This window comes from Clostridium sp. TJA020 (assembly GCF_058310295.1).
In genome coordinates this window covers 291174-308463 of the sequence record NZ_JBZEFC010000002.1, presented here as the reverse complement: position 1 = coordinate 308463, position 17290 = coordinate 291174, and the positions used below count along the sequence as shown (strand labels likewise).

Annotated in this window: 16 protein-coding genes; 14 read left to right on the top strand and 2 right to left on the bottom strand. The window is 23.8% G+C overall.

Going from position 1 to position 17290, the window contains the following annotated elements; genetic code table 11:
- Positions 1-54 precede the first annotated feature (54 nt).
- Complete coding sequence (locus tag AC4FQ1_RS05340; protein WP_491169147.1) at positions 55-663, top strand: hypothetical protein; 609 nt, start codon at positions 55-57, stop codon at positions 661-663.
- An 8-nt stretch (positions 664-671) separates the two neighbouring features.
- A complete protein-coding gene (locus AC4FQ1_RS05335; RefSeq protein WP_491169146.1) occupies positions 672-2879 on the top strand; it encodes a vWA domain-containing protein in 2208 nt (735 codons plus the stop codon).
- 545 nt (positions 2880-3424) lie between these two features.
- On the opposite strand, the gene pyk is transcribed toward AC4FQ1_RS05335, so the two are convergent.
- Positions 3425-4843, bottom strand: coding sequence for a pyruvate kinase (gene pyk / locus AC4FQ1_RS05330; protein ID WP_491169145.1), 1419 nt, complete (start codon positions 4841-4843; stop codon positions 3425-3427).
- Positions 4844-5052: 209 nt separating this feature from the next.
- On the opposite strand from pyk, the gene AC4FQ1_RS05325 reads away from it, so the two are divergent.
- The 7 genes from AC4FQ1_RS05325 (at position 5053) to AC4FQ1_RS05295 (ending at position 12947) form a co-directional block, all read left to right on the top strand.
- Positions 5053-5817, top strand: a complete 765-nt coding sequence (locus AC4FQ1_RS05325) for an ABC transporter ATP-binding protein (RefSeq protein ID WP_303128969.1) — start codon at positions 5053-5055, stop codon at positions 5815-5817.
- The gene (locus AC4FQ1_RS05320; protein ID WP_491169144.1) at positions 5807-7783 is read left to right on the top strand and encodes an FtsX-like permease family protein; all 1977 of its coding nucleotides are present in this window, start codon (positions 5807-5809) and stop codon (positions 7781-7783) included. Before AC4FQ1_RS05325 ends, AC4FQ1_RS05320 begins: the two co-directional genes overlap by 11 nt.
- A gap of 154 nt (positions 7784-7937) precedes the next feature.
- A complete protein-coding gene (locus AC4FQ1_RS05315) occupies positions 7938-8612 on the top strand; it encodes a response regulator transcription factor (protein WP_491169143.1) in 675 nt (224 codons plus the stop codon).
- Positions 8609-9613: a sensor histidine kinase gene (locus AC4FQ1_RS05310; RefSeq protein ID WP_303128964.1), complete on the top strand. Its 1005-nt coding sequence runs from the start codon at positions 8609-8611 to the stop codon at positions 9611-9613. Before AC4FQ1_RS05315 ends, AC4FQ1_RS05310 begins: the two co-directional genes overlap by 4 nt.
- 86 nt (positions 9614-9699) lie before the next feature.
- Positions 9700-10500 carry an SDR family NAD(P)-dependent oxidoreductase gene (locus tag AC4FQ1_RS05305; RefSeq protein ID WP_491148560.1) on the top strand — a complete coding sequence of 267 codons (801 nt, stop codon included), beginning with the start codon at positions 9700-9702 and terminating at the stop codon, positions 10498-10500.
- Between the two features lie 144 nt (positions 10501-10644).
- Positions 10645-12177, top strand: a complete 1533-nt coding sequence (gene cls / locus AC4FQ1_RS05300) for a cardiolipin synthase (RefSeq protein WP_303128961.1) — start codon at positions 10645-10647, stop codon at positions 12175-12177.
- 92 nt (positions 12178-12269) lie between these two features.
- Positions 12270-12947, top strand: coding sequence for a cation:proton antiporter regulatory subunit (locus tag AC4FQ1_RS05295; protein ID WP_303128957.1), 678 nt, complete (start codon positions 12270-12272; stop codon positions 12945-12947).
- A 30-nt stretch (positions 12948-12977) separates the two neighbouring features.
- Here AC4FQ1_RS05295 and AC4FQ1_RS05290 read toward each other — a convergent pair whose 3' ends face one another.
- Positions 12978-13244, bottom strand: coding sequence for a DUF1294 domain-containing protein (locus AC4FQ1_RS05290; RefSeq protein WP_303128956.1), 267 nt, complete (start codon positions 13242-13244; stop codon positions 12978-12980).
- 168 nt (positions 13245-13412) lie between these two features.
- On the opposite strand from AC4FQ1_RS05290, the gene AC4FQ1_RS05285 reads away from it, so the two are divergent.
- From AC4FQ1_RS05285 to AC4FQ1_RS05265, 5 genes are all read left to right on the top strand, one after another.
- On the top strand, positions 13413-14132 hold the full coding sequence (locus AC4FQ1_RS05285; RefSeq protein WP_491169142.1) for an N-acetylmuramoyl-L-alanine amidase: 720 nt from the start codon (positions 13413-13415) through the stop codon (positions 14130-14132).
- Positions 14133-14192: 60 nt separating this feature from the next.
- The gene (locus tag AC4FQ1_RS05280) at positions 14193-14837 is read left to right on the top strand and encodes an FMN-dependent NADH-azoreductase (RefSeq protein WP_491169141.1); all 645 of its coding nucleotides are present in this window, start codon (positions 14193-14195) and stop codon (positions 14835-14837) included.
- Positions 14838-15033: 196 nt separating this feature from the next.
- Positions 15034-15894, top strand: a complete 861-nt coding sequence (locus AC4FQ1_RS05275) for a YitT family protein (protein ID WP_491169140.1) — start codon at positions 15034-15036, stop codon at positions 15892-15894.
- Between the two features lie 276 nt (positions 15895-16170).
- Positions 16171-16755 (top strand): hypothetical protein, encoded by a 585-nt coding sequence (locus AC4FQ1_RS05270; protein ID WP_491148549.1) that lies wholly within the window; start codon positions 16171-16173, stop codon positions 16753-16755.
- Between the two features lie 166 nt (positions 16756-16921).
- Positions 16922-17188, top strand: coding sequence for a hypothetical protein (locus tag AC4FQ1_RS05265; protein ID WP_491169139.1), 267 nt, complete (start codon positions 16922-16924; stop codon positions 17186-17188).
- The last annotated feature ends 102 nt before the right edge of the window (positions 17189-17290 follow it).

The window sequence follows — 17290 nt, the reverse complement described above, 5'->3', positions numbered from 1 at the left end:
TTTATATATAAAAGTTATACGATTTATGGATACTTCTTAAAAAGGAGGAAAAGTATGATTAAAAAGAAGAAAATTATAATTGCAACAATTGGAATAGCGTTAGTTAGTTTAATTAGTTTAATCAGCTTTGCAAGTAATGCATTTTTTACATCTTCTGATAAAGTGAAAAATGATTTTAAAATTGCTAAATATGAAGTTACTACTAAGGAAAATTTTGATCCTAGTAAATATAATAAAAATGATACTATAAAAAAAGAAGTTTATGTAGAAAATACAGGAAGCTTACCTGCTTATATAAGAGTTAAAATAGTTCCAGTATGGAAAAATGGATTACCTATACAAGTTAATGGTAAAAGCACAGTTGATTTAAATATTATTAATTTAGATAGTTGGGTAAAAATAGGGGATTATTATTATTATAAGGGAGTATTAAATCCTAAATCTTCTACAAAAAAATTACTAGATAGTGTAAAAATTAGTGATAATATAAAAAATTTAGATGGTGATTATGATATAAAAAATTTATCTGTTGATGTATTTACTGAAAGTATAATACATCTAGATGAAACAAAAGAGAACCAAAAAGAGATTAATATTAAAAGAATAAAAGAAGCTTGGAAAGTTGATGAATCTAAGTTTATTGATAAAAAGAGTAAGGAGTGATTTTACTAATGAATAATAAAAGAAAAAAATCTAAAGTTATTTTAGCAATGACAGTAATATTCACTTTTTTTACTTTTAATATTACTCCATTGAGTGTTAACGCAGATAATAGAGAAACAGCAAATAATAAAAGTTTATTTACTATAAGTAAAACAGCAGAATATTATCACAAAGGGGATAAACAAAAACAATTAAAAGATAGAGAATATACTATAAATTTAAATGCTTCATTTAATGGAGCAACAAAATCAAATCCTAAAGATGTAATATTAGTTTTGGATAAGTCAGGAAGTATGAAATCTAATAAAGCAGAAGATAACTTAAAAGAGGCTGCAATTAACTTTTCAAAAAAGTTGCTTTCGGATAAAAATAATAAAATATCTGTAATAACATTTTCAGGAACTTATGAAAATGATAGAGAAATTAAGGGGTTAAAAAAAGTTTCATATAATGAATATAAAGGGTATTTAAAATATTATAATGACAATAAAGAAGAAGTAGTAACTATACATGATGATGACTCAAATGAATATTATTGTTATGGATATATAAATAAAGGATTAAAAAATGAAAAGAAATTATTGTTAAGAAAAATATATACCCAAAGCTTACACTTTCCTCAATATATATATATTGGTTATAAGGTTATGTCTGGTATTAAATCCGATTCAGATTTATTAGTAGATTTTACTTCAAATAAAAATTATGTAACACAAAAAATAAATAGTATTACCTCTGAAGGAGTTACTAATGCAGAAGCAGCTTTAGATAAAGTTGAAATACAACTACAGAAAGTTAAGAATGACAATAGGGGAAAATACGTTATATTTTTTACAGACGGATTACCTAACTATAGCTTAAATTATGTAGGTGAAAATAACCAAAATTATATTAGCTTGAATGTTATTAATCAAACTATAAATACTTATAAAGAAATAGAAAAAGAAAATAAAAATACTAGGTTTATATCTTTAGGATTTAAAAGTTCTACGTTAGGTTTTGATGGATATTATAAAAATATGTCAGACAAATTCTTGTCTGGAATACAAAATTATAATAAAGAAATAGAACCTGAGAGTAAAAATGGAGTAATTTATATAAATAGTCCTAATGATATTGATAAGGTTTATGATAAAATTTATAAAAAAATTATAAATTCTATAGATAATGTAACAATAAGAGATGTAGTTCCAGATAATTTTAAAATAGTTGAAGGTAGTGTGACAAAAGGCGGAAAGATAGATGGAAATACTGTCACTTGGGATAATCAAGTAATAACAAAACAAAACCAAACTTTTTCATTTAGGATTAAGGCTAAGGATACTTATCTTGGAAATGTAGAAGCTAATAGTGATTATATGAATAAAGATGGTTCAATTAATACTAATGAAAAGGCAACAATAGAATATATAAATCCCACTGATAATAAAAAAACTATAGAAGAATTTCCAATACCTAAAGTAAATGTTCCTTATTTATATAAATTGAGTTTACAAGATAAAACAGTATTATATGGAGATAAAATAAGATTAAAAGATTTAATAAAGGATTTAAATATACCATATGGTCAAGAAAATGGATATGTATATAAGTGGACAGATAATAAAGGTAAAGAAATATTATTAGATAATGTAGGAAAGAATGAAAAATTAGGTGATGGATTTAATAAAAATGATAGTATAGTTATGAAAGAAGATACTAATTATACTTTAGAAATAACTAATAAGGATATACCAAGTTTAAATTTAAAAAGTACTGCCAAGGTTAAAGTTATTAAACCAAAAGTAGAAATATTAAAAAATGTTATTGATTCAACTGGAAAAAGTATAGATTCAGATCAACTATTTTCATTTAATATGTCTCAAAATTATAATGGCAATATTCCTGTAGAATTTACTAATCAAAATTGGAATGTTGATATTTATAACAATGAGAAGTTTACTATTAATAATATTACAAGGGGAACATATAAATTTAATGAAGGTGATTGTCAAGGTTATAACATAAAATCTTTAACAGTAGATAATCAAGTTATTTCTTTGAATAAAGATGCTTTTGAAATTGGTATGTCAGGTGATGGTAATGTAACTTTAAACGGGAAAAAGATAGGTAATAATAATCCTGTGATAAAAATAAATATAGTTAATGAATCTAATCCACTTAAATTTTTTAATAGTAGTAATGTAATAAGAAATACATTTGAAAAATGTAAGTAATATAAGCCCATAAAGCAATATTTATATACTAAGGTATTTACTTCAATTTAATTGAGTAAATACCTTATTTTTTATGAAAACTTTTATAGTATTTTATATATAAACTTAAGTTAATAACTTTAATAATATGTAAAATAAATAATAATATATATTAAAAGCAAGAATACATTAGATATTAGAACATTAAATATATATTTTTTTATTTAAACTAACTTTAATAAGAAAAATAAACAAATAAAAGATAATATTAACTAAAGGATATTTTACCTCATTTATAATAGATGTTAATATTAAGATAAGATTTGGACAAGATGTTGAGAGGGATGATAATTATGAGTCAAAAAAGATATGATGAAGTTGTCATTGAAAAAGAAAAAACAAAAACAAATGAATTAAGAAAAGAACAAGAAAAAATGGCTAACAAAATAAAAGAAAAAGAATTACATAAATAAGACTACACCAATAAAATAAAAGAACATATTGTTTGATTAAGTAAATCTTAATTAAGCAATATGCTCTTTCTTTTTATGTGAAGAAATTTAATTTTATACTGTCATTATTTTTAAAGTATTATCTTTAAATGATGAATCTCTATTAGAAGTAAGTACTATAATAGTATCCAATCTATTTGCAATTTTATTTTTTAATACAAAATTTCTACAATCATCTAAAAATTTATTATCGCTTATAAAATCATTATATACAAAAGGTGTTACACCGTATTGCAATAATAAACTTCTAGCAACCTCCTTATTAGGTGTTATTGCAATTATATTAGCTTTAGGTCTGTATTTTGATATAGATTTAATCATTTTACCATCTAAAGTATTTATTAATATAGCTTTAGTTGGAAAGTTATTAGCCATATTGACTATAGAAGAATACATTATATCATCATATCCTAAGGTTTTATTTATACATTCTTCTAATATTTTATTTTTAATTTCTAATTTGTTTTCTCCATCTTTTAATAATTTGCATAATGTATCTAATACTTCAATTGGATTATTACCTATAGATGTTGATCTTGTAAGCATAACTCCATCAGCATTATCAGATATTATTGTGAATATATCGCTTATTTCAGAACGATTAGGTTTATTAAATGTAATCATTGAACTTAATATTTGATTAGCAACTATAGATATTTTATTATTTTTAATACATTTATTTATTATATTTTTTTGAATTGCTGGTATTTCTTCGTATTTAATAGTTATACCCATTTCATTTCTACAAATAATAACCCCATCACAAAAACTTAGTATATCATCAATATTGTTGATACAATCAATATTTTCAACATTACATAATAATTGAGTCATTGAGCTTTTTCTATATTCTAATATTTTATCAAAATATAGTAATATATCACTTTTAGTTCTTACAGAAGATACAGAAATAAAATCAGCACCAATATTACAAGCAAATTCAATATCTTTTTCCATTAAAGTTGTAATTAGAGGTTTTTGTTCTTTTATTTTAGAGCAATTTAATTGTTTATTTGCAGATATAAATCCTGGAACTATAACCTTGCATTTAATTTCACGTCCTTGAATTTCAATAACTTCAAATTGAATAAGACCATTATCTATAAATAGTTTATCAGAAGGAGATAAAATTTTATGTAGATATGAGTTTGATATGGAGCACCTAGTATCATCTCCAATAATTTCACTACCACATAAGAAAGAAAAATTTTGACCTTTCTTTAGAGCAAAGCCACTATTTATAAAAGAGTTAGTTCTAATTTTATTGTCTTTAATATTTATAAGAATTGCTGTAATTGTATTTAATTCTTCGTCAACTTCCCTTAAAAGCTTAACAGCAAGTTTTGCTTCATCATATGAATAATGCAATAAGTTTATTCTTGCTACGTTCATACCATGATTAATTAATGTCTTTAAGCTTTCTTTATTAAAATTAGATTTGTTTAAAGTAGCTATTACTTTTGTTTTTTGCATTATATCACCTCAAATAATAAATTTGTAAATTGTTATAATAAGATTATACATATTTAAATATAAAAAAGGGGTTAAATTTATTTAATTATTTAAATGTTTACAAATTTTGTCTTACGAAAATGTAAGTTAAATGAAATATAAATAAATATGAGATTATATGTAAAGAAGTTAATATATACACATAAGATAATTTCAAGGAGGGCATACTGATGAAAAATATATTAGAAGTTAAAAATATAGAAAAATATTATGGAAATAAAGATAACGTTACAAAAGCATTAGATGGAATAAGTTTTGATGTTACAGAAGGAGAATTTGTTGGAATAATGGGAGCATCAGGAAGTGGTAAAACAACACTATTAAATTGTATTTCAACAATAGATACAGTAACTACAGGTAAAATACTTTTAGATGGGGAAGATGAAACAAGATTAAAAGGAAAGAAATTGGAAGAATTCAGAAGAGATAAGCTAGGATTTATATTTCAAGATTATAATTTATTAGATACACTAACTGTTTATGAAAATATTGCGTTAGCCTTAACAATACAAGGCAGAAAACCTAAAGAAATAGATAATTTAGTTAAAGATGTATCAAAAAAATTAGGAATAGAGACACTTTTATCAAAATATCCATATCAAGTATCAGGAGGTCAAAAACAAAGAGTTGCATCAGCTAGGGCAATTGTTACTGATCCTACATTAATATTAGCTGATGAACCAACAGGAGCACTTGATTCAAAATCAGCAAGACAATTACTAGAAAGTTTTGAAAAGATAAATAAAGAATTAAAAGCAACAATACTTATGGTAACCCACGATCCATTCACAGCAAGTTATGCAGATAGAATTTTATTTATAAAGGATGGGAAAATATTCAATGAAGTAACAAAAGGAAATAATTCTAGAAAAGAATTCTTTGATAAAATAATTGAAGTTGTTACTCTTCTAGGGGGGGAAACTAATGTATTTTAAGTTAGCAATAAATAATGTAAAGAAAAGTTTTAAAGATTATACTATATATTTTCTAACATTAACATTTGTGGTATGTATATTTTATAGTTTTAATTCAATTGATGCCCAAAAAGACATGATGGGTATTAACAAACAATATTTAGAGCTTATGTCAAATGGAATGTCATACATATCAATATTTGTATCAGTAATACTTGGTGGACTTATTATATATGCGAATAACTTTCTTATAAAAAGAAGAAAAAAAGAATTAGGTCTTTATATGTCTCTTGGAATGAGCAAAGGAAAAATGTCAAAACTTTTAGTTATAGAAGAACTGTTAATAGGTATAGGTTCATTAATTATTGGACTTATTGCAGGTATGGTAATATCACAGCTTTTAGCGATTATTACTTCAAAATTATTTGAAGTAAATATAATAAAATACCAATTTATAGTATCTGTAAATTCAATAATAAAAACAATAATATATTTTGGTGTTATATTTTTAATAGTTATGATATTTAATACATTTAATATTTCAAAATATAAGCTTATTGATTTATTTAATGCTCATAAAAAGGGAGAAAAGAACAAAATTAAGAACCCTTTTATTGCAGGAATTCTTTTTATAATTTCAATAGTTATGATAGTATTTGCTTATAAATTAATACTTAAAATTGGATTAGATTTTACCAAACCTGAATTTAAAATATCAATACTTTTAGGAATAGTAGGAACAGTATTATTTTTCTATGGCTTAACAAGCTTTTTAATAGTTATAATTAAAAAAAATAAAAAAATATATTTGAAAAAATTAAATATATTTACTTTAAGACAAATGAATAGCAAGATAAACACAAATTTTATATCAATGGCAGTTATTTGTTTAATGTTATTTTTAACTATTAGTATATTATCAACAGGTGTAGGTTTTAAGAAACAAAATATTGATAATATTGCTAAATATGATGCTTCAGTTACTGCATATTTTGATAAAAATAAAAAAGATTCAATTAAAAATATATTAGATAAAACTAAGTTTAAAATTATAAGTGGAGATAAGTATGCTTACATAAACCTTTATGATACAAAAGTAAGTTTTAATAGTCTATTGGGAGAATATGCAAATGGAAATATAAAAGAAACCATTGAGAATGGGCATATGGGAAATATAAAGGCTATTCCATTATCAGAGTTTAATGAATTAAGGGCATTAAATGGAGAAAAACCTTTAAAGTTAGATGAAAATAAGTTTTTAATACAATCTAATATGGAACAAATGAGACCTACAATAGAAAAATTTATAAAAAAATCAAGTGAAATACAAATAGAAAATAAGAAATATACATTAGAAGATAATAAATTAATAGAAAATCCTATATCTACTCAATCAGCGGCAGAAGTTCTATTTAATATTATAGTTCCAGATAGTGTTGTAAATGGATTAGAAATTAATCAATCTTTCTTAGATATACAATATGGAAATGATAAAGATAAATCGCAACAATATTATACTGAATTCTTTAAAAATAATAATGATTTTAATGGTACTTTTTTACGACTAACAACTAAGATAGAAATATTAGAAGTTATGAATGCTTCAACTGCATTAATACTATATATTGCATTATATTTGGGAATAATTTTCTTAATATCAAGTGCAGCAGTGCTTGCTCTTCAACAATTATCAGAAGCTAGTGATAGTGCTGAAAGATATAATTCATTAAGAAGAATTGGAGCACCAGAAAAAATGATAAACAAAACAATATTTATTCAAACATTATCATATTTTATGCTTCCATTAGCACTTGCTATAGTTCATTCAGTAGTTGCTATAAAGGTTACTAATTCATTTATAGCATTATATGGAAAGCCAAGTATAATATCATCTTCGTTATTAACTATGGTATTTATAATAATAGTATATAGTGGATATTTTATTGCGACATATTTTGGTTATAAAAATATAGTTAAAAAGATTTAATTAAATAAAAATAGGGCTATTGTAGTAGCTCTATTTTTATAAGTTCAAATATTTTATTGAATATTATGTAAATTGACTTAGAATAATATATAATGCTATTTAAAATAAAGTATATTTTATAAATATGTTTAAATGAAGGGATAGGAGGTTTTTTATGTTTAATATTGGGATAATAGAAGATACAGAAATTATAAGAGAAGAACTTGGGAAGCTTCTTTCAAAGTATGGATATAAAACTACATTACTTACTGATTTTGAAAATGTAATAGAAGATGTTTTAAAAACTAATTTAGATTTAATATTATTAGATATAAATTTACCTTATTATGATGGATATCATATATGTAGAGAAATTAGAAAAAAATCATCTGTTCCAATAATAATAGTAACAAGTAGGGATAGTGATATGGATGAAATTATGAGTATGAATTTGGGTGCTGATGATTTTATAACAAAGCCTTATAACACTCAAATACTTTTAGCAAGAATAGAAGCAATTCTTAGAAGAGTAAATGGAGTAAAAAATGATTCCAATATACTTACATATAAAAATTTAAAATTAGACTTATCAAAAGGAATAATTATTCTAGAAGATGGTAATACATTAGAACTTACAAAAAATGAAATAAAGATATTATCATATTTAATGGAGAGAAAAGGTGAAATTGTAAGTAGAGATGATTTAATGGAATATTTATGGAATTCTGATTATTATGTAGACGATAATACATTATCAGTTAATGTAACTAGAATAAGAAAAAAACTTCAAGAAGTAGGAGTTAAAGATATAATAGAAACTAGGAGGGGACTTGGGTATATAATGCCATGAGTTTATTAAGTTATTTAAAAGATAAAAGTATATTTTTAATAATAAATTTAGGATTATTTATATTAATGTCTATATTAATGAATTTTTTAAAATTTGGAAATGGAATAATATTTGTTATATTTTGTATATGGTTTATGCCTTTATTTATTTATATAATATTTCAATTTTTAAGAGAAAAAAGATTTTATAGTGAAATAATAGAATTAAGCAATGAATTAGATCAAAAATATTTGTTAGCTGAAATAATAAATAAGCCTGAGTTTTTAGAAGGACAAATAGTTTATAATGCATTAAAAGAAGCTAATAAAGATATGCATGAGCATATAAATGTTTATAAAAATATGCAAAATGAATATAGAGAATATATAGAAATGTGGGTTCATGAAATAAAAACACCAATTGCATCAACAAATCTTATTATAGAAAATAATAAAAATGAAGTAACAAAAAATATTTCAGGTGAACTTAAGAAAATAGATAATATGATAGAACAAGTTTTGTATTATTCAAAAAGTGATGAAGCTAATAGAGATTATATAGTAAAGCAATTTTCATTAAAAGAAGCTGTAATGTATTGTGTTAAAAAGAATTCAAGAGATTTTATAAGTAAGAAAATTAAACTAAATATTGGGGAAATAGAAGCAAATATATTTAGTGATATAAAGTGGATTGAATTCATAATAAATCAAATATTAGGAAATTCATTAAAATACACTCTAAGTGGAGGAGAAATTTCTATAAAATGCAATAAAGAAAAAAATAAAATAATTTTAAATATTGAAGATAGTGGAGTTGGAATTGAAAAATCTGAATTAAATAAAGTTTTTATAAAGGGATTTACAGGAGAAAACGGTAGAATATTTGGTAAGTCAACAGGTATAGGATTATATTTATGTAAGAAGCTTTGTGATAAATTAGGACTTGGAATAGCACTAATGTCTGATAAGGGAAAAGGAACAAAGGTTAGTATAATTTTTCCAGTAGGAAATACCTATATATAAAATTTATAAATATTTTAGCAAAAGTGATTAATATTAAATTTAAAATGAAATAATACTTATATATGTAAAAATAGGAGTGGTTTAATGTGAGTAAAAGGATATTAATTACAGGAGCTGGAACAGGAATAGGTAAAGATGCTTCAATAGAATTAGCAAGATTAGGGCATAGAGTTTATGCAACAACACATTATGATGACGAAGCAAAATGGATTAACGAATATGCAAGAGATAATGAATTACAAAACAATTTAATAGCCTTTAAATTAGATTTATTATCAGTTGAAGATAGAAAAAAAGTTTTAGAATATGATATTGATGTTTTAATAAATAATGCAGCCATTGGAGATACTGGTTCAGTAATAGAAGTTCCGATTGACTCCTATAGAAGAACTTTTGAAACTAATGTATTTTCAGTTTTAGAATTAACTCAATTAGCACTTCAAAATATGATTACAAAAGGAAAGGGCAGAATAATTTTTGTATCATCATTGGTTGGTAGAATATCAATGCCATTTTTTTCGCCTTACTCAGCTACTAAATTTGCAATAGAAGGTATTGCAGAATCTTTAAAAGATGAACTAAATATGTTAGAAAACTGTGATATAGATGTTGTATTAATAGAGCCTGGAGCTTATGCTACTGGATTTAATCAACTTAATATGGAAAAGAAGTATGTGTGGATGAGAAATAATTCATATTTTAAGGATAAATTTAATAAGATTAAGTGCAAAGAGCAAGAGCGATTTAAAATTTTAGAAGAAAAAGATACTGAGTCAATAGTTTTAAAATATATAAGAGCGGTTGAGGAACGTAAACCTAAATTTAGATATACATCACCTACATATCAATCATTTGTTATTCAAGGACTTAGACTTATAGGTAGATAAATTAATTATACTTTTAATAAATTTTTTAGAACTTAGTAAAATCTAAGTTCTTTTTATTTCAAATTTAATTTAATAAAAAAAGAATTTATATTAAAATAGTAGTAGTGGACTTTATAGAGTAATGAACTTTTTAAGGAGGAATAAATGAGAAGGATATTTGATTCTTTATTTAGTAGAATAGCCATAGTTGGACTATTAATTTTTATACAACTAATTATATTGATTATAGGGATATGGAAGCTTAGTGAATCATTTGTATACTTGTATGTATTTTTCTTTATAATAAGTGTTTTAGTAGTAATATACATAGTCAGTAGAACAGATAACCCATCATATAAATTAGCTTGGACAATACCTGTTTTGTTATTTCCTGTATTTGGAGGTTTGTTTTATTTATTATTTGGTGGAAAGAAAATTAATAATAATTTTAAAAGAAAAATAATTAGAGTATATTATGAATTTAAAGGGGCTCTAATACAAGATCCAATGATAATTCGTGAGTTAGAGGAACAAGATAAATCAATAGCTAACCAAGCTAAGTATACAAGTAAATATGCAGAGTCTCCAGTATATAAAAATACGTTAACTGAGTATTTATCTCCTGGAGAAAAGTTTTATGAAAGATTAGTTGAAGAATTAAAAAAAGCAGAAAAATATATTTTTATGGAATATTTTATAGTTCATGAAGGTAAAATGTGGAATACTATTTTAAATATTTTAGAAGAAAAAGCCAAACAAGGCGTAGATGTAAGAATGATATATGATGATATGGGATGCTTAACTACACTTCCTTATAAGTATAATGAAGAACTTGAAAAAAGAGGTATAAAGTGTAAAGTATTTAATCCATTTGTACCATTTCTTTCAATAATATTAAATAATAGAGACCATAGAAAAATAACTGTAATTGATGGACATACAGCATTTACAGGAGGAATAAATTTAGCTGATGAATATATAAATGAAATAGTTAGATTTGGTCATTGGAAAGATTCTTCAATAATGATAAAAGGTGAAGCTGTTTGGAATTTAACTATAATGTTTTTACAAATATGGAGTTTCAATAGTGGTGAAAATATTGATTATAATGATTTTAGATTCCCAAAAGATAAATTTAAATTTGAAAGTGATGGATATGTTCAGCCATATGCAGATAGCCCTTTAGATGATGAGATTGTAGGAGAAAATGTTTATTTGAATATAATTAATAAGGCTGAAGATTATGTTTACATATGTACTCCATACTTGATAATTGATAATGAATTAGTTACGGCATTAACTTTAGCTGCAAAAAGTGGGGTGGATGTAAGAATAATAACGCCTCATATAGAAGATAAGTGGTATGCGCATATTGTTACTAAAGCATATTATCCTCAACTTATAAAAGCTGGAGTTAAGATATATGAATATACTCCTGGTTTTATACATTCAAAAACTGTTGTATCAGATGATAAGGTAGGAACAGTTGGAACTATAAATTTTGATTATAGAAGTTTATATCTTCATTTTGAGTGTGGAGTTTGGTTATATAAAACAAGTTCTATAAATGCAATAAAAGAAGATTATATAAATACGTTAAAAGTTTGTACAGAAATAACGTTAGAAGATTGCAAGCATGTTAAAGTATATAACAGAATATTAACAGCTATATTTAGAGTTTTTGCACCACTTATGTAATATTTGCTTTATAATTAAGTTAAGAGGACTTTTTTTAAAAAGTCCTCTTAATAAATTAGTTTTTTACAGAAGAAAAATTAAGGGGGAAGTTTATGGTTTTAATCTTGACGTTTATATTGTTTCTTGCAATATTTCTTTTAGTTATAGATTTTTTCTCAGTACTTTTTAGACTTACAGGAATGCCTTTAAAAAAAGCAAGATTTCAAGTAATATCTTTACTTACTAGTACAGGATTTACTACAAAGGAAAGTGAAATGATAGTTAGAAATCCATTAAGAAGAAAACTTGCAAGTTGGCTTATGGTAATAAGTTATGTAAGTACGGCAACATTTATATCATTTTTTGTAAGAATGCTTTCAGATAGTGTTACGAGCATTGGATTTTTTACAGTAGTTATAATATTTATTATCGTAGTAGCTTTTTTTCATAAAACTTCATTACTTGAAAAGTTTGAATCAAAGATTGAGTTATCTGTATCAAAATCGAAAATATGGGAAAAGTTAAATGCTAAGCATTTTACTTTAATTACGGATACAAAGGGATATGGAATATATGAAATTTATTTAGCAAAAGATTCAAGTTTGATTGGAAAAAGTATAATGGAAAGTAATCTTAAAGATTTAGAAATAGAAGTTTTAAATATAGATAAAGGAGATGAATTTATAAAATTTCCTTCTCCTGATTACATATTTGAGATATATGATAACATAACTGTTTATGGTAATTTAAAAAATATAAGATCAGAATTTAAATATGTAAGTGGACAATAAACAAAAAAAGAACTACTAAGTAGTTCTTTTTTATTTATTTACTATCAAATATATAAAAATTATTTGAAATATAATTATTAAAGGAATACCATATTTAAATTTAATATGCTTTGTTTTGTGTCTAAATTTATTCATTCCTATAAAACTTCCAATACTACCACCTAATAAAGATAAAATAATTAATGTGTTTTCTGATATTCTCCATTTATGCTTTTTAGCTTTTTCTTTATCTATATACATAAATATAAAGCCCAATATATTAATGATTAACAAATAAAATATAAATAAATTATTCAACTTTCTAGCCTCCTTATATTACTGATTTAATATTTTATCAGATAAATAATATAAAAAGAACAAAAAGTTTGCATTTATTTACAAAATATGGTAACATTTATTTATAGAATATTGGTATAAAATGAAGCATGTCTTAGATATTTAAAGGTTTTTAAGGGGTGATGGGGAATGGCAAATACAAATTATGCTAAACTTAGAGAAATTGAGATGTTTCATAAAAAAAAGATGAGATATGAAAGAATTATGCAAAAAAGAAGAAGAAGAACTTTTACAATTGTTGCGTTAACCTTAATAATATTTAGTTTTTTTATTTATACTAAAATATCAAGTAGTAGATATTCAACATTTTTGATGAATAATAGTAAGTACGGAAAAGTTAAGAACAGCCTTTTAGCAGAAAATATTGACAATTTAATAAGAAATTTAAATATAGAAGAAGTTAATTATAAATGGAATGAAGACATTATAGAGAATAATGTACCAAATAAAATAGTTGTACATCATGCTGTTACAACTGATGTTGAACCACAAGAAATACATTCTTGGCACATAGAAAAAGGTTATGGTGGTATAGGATACCACTACTACATAAAAAAAGATGGAACTATATATAGAGGAAGAGAAGAAAAAATGCAAGGAGCACATGCTATAGGAGAAAATAGTAGAAGTATAGGAATATGCTTAGAAGGAAGTTATGATAAAGAAAATATAGAACAAGCCCAGATGACTAGTCTTGTAAACTTAGCATCAAGCTTAGTTGTAAAATATAATATGGAAAATATAATAGGCCATAGAGATTGCAATGATACTTTATGTCCAGGAGAAAATATAAATATAGATAAAATAAAAGATAAAGTTGTAAATGTATTAACTAATTCAATAGAATAAACACTCTTAAAATAAACAATACTAATATTAAAGTATTATTATTTTAGGAGTGTTTTTAATATGAAGTTATTACACATAATAGTGAATTCAAAACCTGAAGAAGAATCATCTAGCAGAAAAGTAGCAAGGCATCTTGTAAATACAATATTAGAAAGAAATCCTCAATATAAATTAGAGGAAATAAATTTGTACGAAGATTATATACCAAGATTAAAATATAATTATTTTAAAGGTAGGAATTGTTTAGTAGATAATAAAGAATATGAAAATTTAAATGATGATGATAAAAAAGAAGTTGATAGAATAAATGAATTATGTGATCAATTTAGGAGTGCTGACATGTATGTAATAGCTGCACCAATGTGGAGCTTATCATTTCCAGCTCCTTTAAAGGAGTATTTAGATTGTATAGTTCAGGTTGGTAAGACTATTGAAATTAAAGATGAAAAAATAAAAGGTTCATTAGATGATAGAAATAGAAAAATGGTTTATGTTCAATCTTCAGGTGGGGAGATTCCTTGGATTTTAAGAGGAAAATTAAGTCAAGGAGTTGAATATTTTGAGGATATAATGAAATTTTTAGGAATTAAAAAGTTTAAAGAATTATTAGTTGATGGGACAGGAATTGATAAATATACTAAAATGGATGCTGAACATAGAGCGATGAAAAAAATAGATGAAATTATAGAGGATTTTGAATCATAAAAGAAATTTTGATAAATCTAGATAATATTAGAAATATTAAAATATTATCTAGATTTTTTGCATAAAATAACAAAAAAATAACTAAATATAATAAAAAAAATTATAATTATTCAAAAAAATCTCTATCATATGAATAAAATTTCTGTTATTCTAGTTATTGTGTTTAACAAAAGAAAAATAAAAGTTGTATTAGGAGATGTTAATTGTGAAAGAAAACATAAAAGAATACGGAATAATAACTATAGGAGTTCTTCTAATTTCAATAGCAATAGAGTATTTCTTTGCACCAAATTGTATAGCTGCTGGAGGAGTAAGTGGACTGGCTGTTGTAGTAACTCATTATATACCTAGTTTAAGTGTTGGTAGTTTCTCATTTATAGTTAATTTATTTTTATTTGTACTGGCATTTATTGTAGTTGGTGGAGATTTTGGACTTAAAACTATTTATGCAAGTTTTGGCTTATCTTTTATATTATGGTTTATGGATAAATTTATACATCCACAAGCGTTAACGAATGATTTGATGCTTGCAACTATTTTAGGAACTATAATAGTTGCTATAGGACTTTCAATAGTATTTAATATAAATGCATCAACTGGAGGGACTGATATATTAGCTAAAATATTAAATAAGTACACTACTTTTAATATTGGTATAGCATTACTTTGTGTAGATTTTTTAGTAACTTTATCAGGGGCTATAACATTTGGGGTAGATAAAGGATTTTATGCATTACTTTCTGTTGTAATAAATGGACCATTAATAGATAAAATATTATCTATTATGAATCAGAAAAAGCAAATTACTATTATAAGTAATAAAAATGAAGAAATATCAAAATTTATAATGGACGAATTAAAGAGAGGATGTACAGCTTTAGCTGGTTCAGGTGCTTATAGCAAAGAGAAGAAAGAAATAATTTATTCCATTTTAAATAAAAAGGAATTAGAAAAATTAAAAGATTTTATAGAAAAGATAGATAATGAAGCTTTCTTTACTATAGGAAATATAGAAGAAGTTCAAGGAAAAGGTTTCTTAAAGGTTAGTGGACTTTAATAATTTATAAGACAAGTGTTTTTATAATCACTTGTCTTTTTTTATAAAAATAATTAATAAAATAAACTATGTTGAGATAATAATTAAAATTAATGTTAACAAGAATAGATATAGTTAATAATAGTATTAATATATTGATATAATTGAAATAAAAGCAAATAAATTTATATAAGTTTATAGAAATAAATATATTATTTAAATTCATAATAAAAGATTATTGTGTATATTAAGTTTTAAAATAATCAAATATAAATTACAGAAGAAGAGGGGATTAATGTGAAAAAAGTAATATCAATTCCAGTTATAGTTGTATTATTATTTAGTTTAGTTTCATGTGGTGCTAATAGAAAAATTTACGATAGTGTTAATGACTTTTTTAAAGCATACAAGGAATTGGATTTAAATAATGCAAACAAGTATGTTGAAGATGGTGGATTATTAGCCAAGTCTATAAATAAATTTGATAGTTATAATGATAAAAGAAAAGATGCTATAAAATATTGGGCAAGCAAGATATCATATAAAATAAATAAAACAGAAGAAAAAAATGGTATAGGAATTGCAGATGTTGAAGTTACAGCTCTTGACGGAAATTATATTTATAATAATTATATGCAAAATGTACAAGCATTACAATTTAATGAAAATCAATTAAATAATAATAATAAATATGGAAATCCAATAGGTGGGGATTTCGATGATGCATTTTTAAGTGCTTTAGAAAATCAAGAAACACCACTTAAAACAACAAATATTAAAGTTAAGCTAAAGAAGATAGATGATACGTGGAAAATTACAAATGATAGTGAAGTACTTACTGCAATATTAGGTGGACTTAGTCCTAGTGAAATATTAGATTAATTAAATTTTGTTTATTTATATAGATTGAATTTTTTTAGATACATAAATAATATTATTTGTGTATCTTTTTTCTTTGATATAGAATAAATTAATAAATATATTTAGTAGATGATAGAATTAGTCTGAAGGAATATATTTATTTTTTGTTATATTAAGGGGGATTTTTATGAAAAGGTTTTTAATTACTTTTATTATTTGTATTGGATCTATATCTTTAATTGGATGTTCTGGTGTGAATAAAAGTATATCTGAAAATTCTAATGAAGTAATTAATCAGGAAGATAACAATGAAGAAAAAGAGAAAGAAGATACTAAAAGAAAAGAAGAATTAAAAAAAGCTAAAGAGGAAAAAGATGCAGCAGAAAAAGCAAGATTAGAGAAAGAAAAAAAGAAAGTAGAAGAAGCAAAAAAAAGGAGGAAGTTAAGAGAATAGAAGAAGAAAAGAGAAGAAAAGAAGAAAAAAGGAAGTATGAAGAAATTAAGAAGAATCAAAATAAGGTATTTAAGTTATATTCTTTAGATGAATTAGGCGATA

Coding starts and splice junctions, on each gene's coding strand:
- AC4FQ1_RS05320 (WP_491169144.1), top strand. CDS start 5,807: ATGTATTTTAAGTTAGCAATAAATAATGTAAAGAAAAGTTTTAAAGAT.
- AC4FQ1_RS05295 (WP_303128957.1), top strand. CDS start 12,270: ATGGTTTTAATCTTGACGTTTATATTGTTTCTTGCAATATTTCTTTTA.
- AC4FQ1_RS05310 (WP_303128964.1), top strand. CDS start 8,609: ATGAGTTTATTAAGTTATTTAAAAGATAAAAGTATATTTTTAATAATA.
- AC4FQ1_RS05340 (WP_491169147.1), top strand. CDS start 55: ATGATTAAAAAGAAGAAAATTATAATTGCAACAATTGGAATAGCGTTA.
- AC4FQ1_RS05280 (WP_491169141.1), top strand. CDS start 14,193: ATGAAGTTATTACACATAATAGTGAATTCAAAACCTGAAGAAGAATCA.
- pyk (WP_491169145.1), bottom strand. CDS start 4,843: ATGCAAAAAACAAAAGTAATAGCTACTTTAAACAAATCTAATTTTAAT.
- AC4FQ1_RS05275 (WP_491169140.1), top strand. CDS start 15,034: ATGTTAATTGTGAAAGAAAACATAAAAGAATACGGAATAATAACTATA.
- AC4FQ1_RS05265 (WP_491169139.1), top strand. CDS start 16,922: ATGAAAAGGTTTTTAATTACTTTTATTATTTGTATTGGATCTATATCT.
- AC4FQ1_RS05335 (WP_491169146.1), top strand. CDS start 672: ATGAATAATAAAAGAAAAAAATCTAAAGTTATTTTAGCAATGACAGTA.
- AC4FQ1_RS05325 (WP_303128969.1), top strand. CDS start 5,053: ATGAAAAATATATTAGAAGTTAAAAATATAGAAAAATATTATGGAAAT.
- AC4FQ1_RS05315 (WP_491169143.1), top strand. CDS start 7,938: ATGTTTAATATTGGGATAATAGAAGATACAGAAATTATAAGAGAAGAA.
- AC4FQ1_RS05285 (WP_491169142.1), top strand. CDS start 13,413: ATGGCAAATACAAATTATGCTAAACTTAGAGAAATTGAGATGTTTCAT.
- cls (WP_303128961.1), top strand. CDS start 10,645: ATGAGAAGGATATTTGATTCTTTATTTAGTAGAATAGCCATAGTTGGA.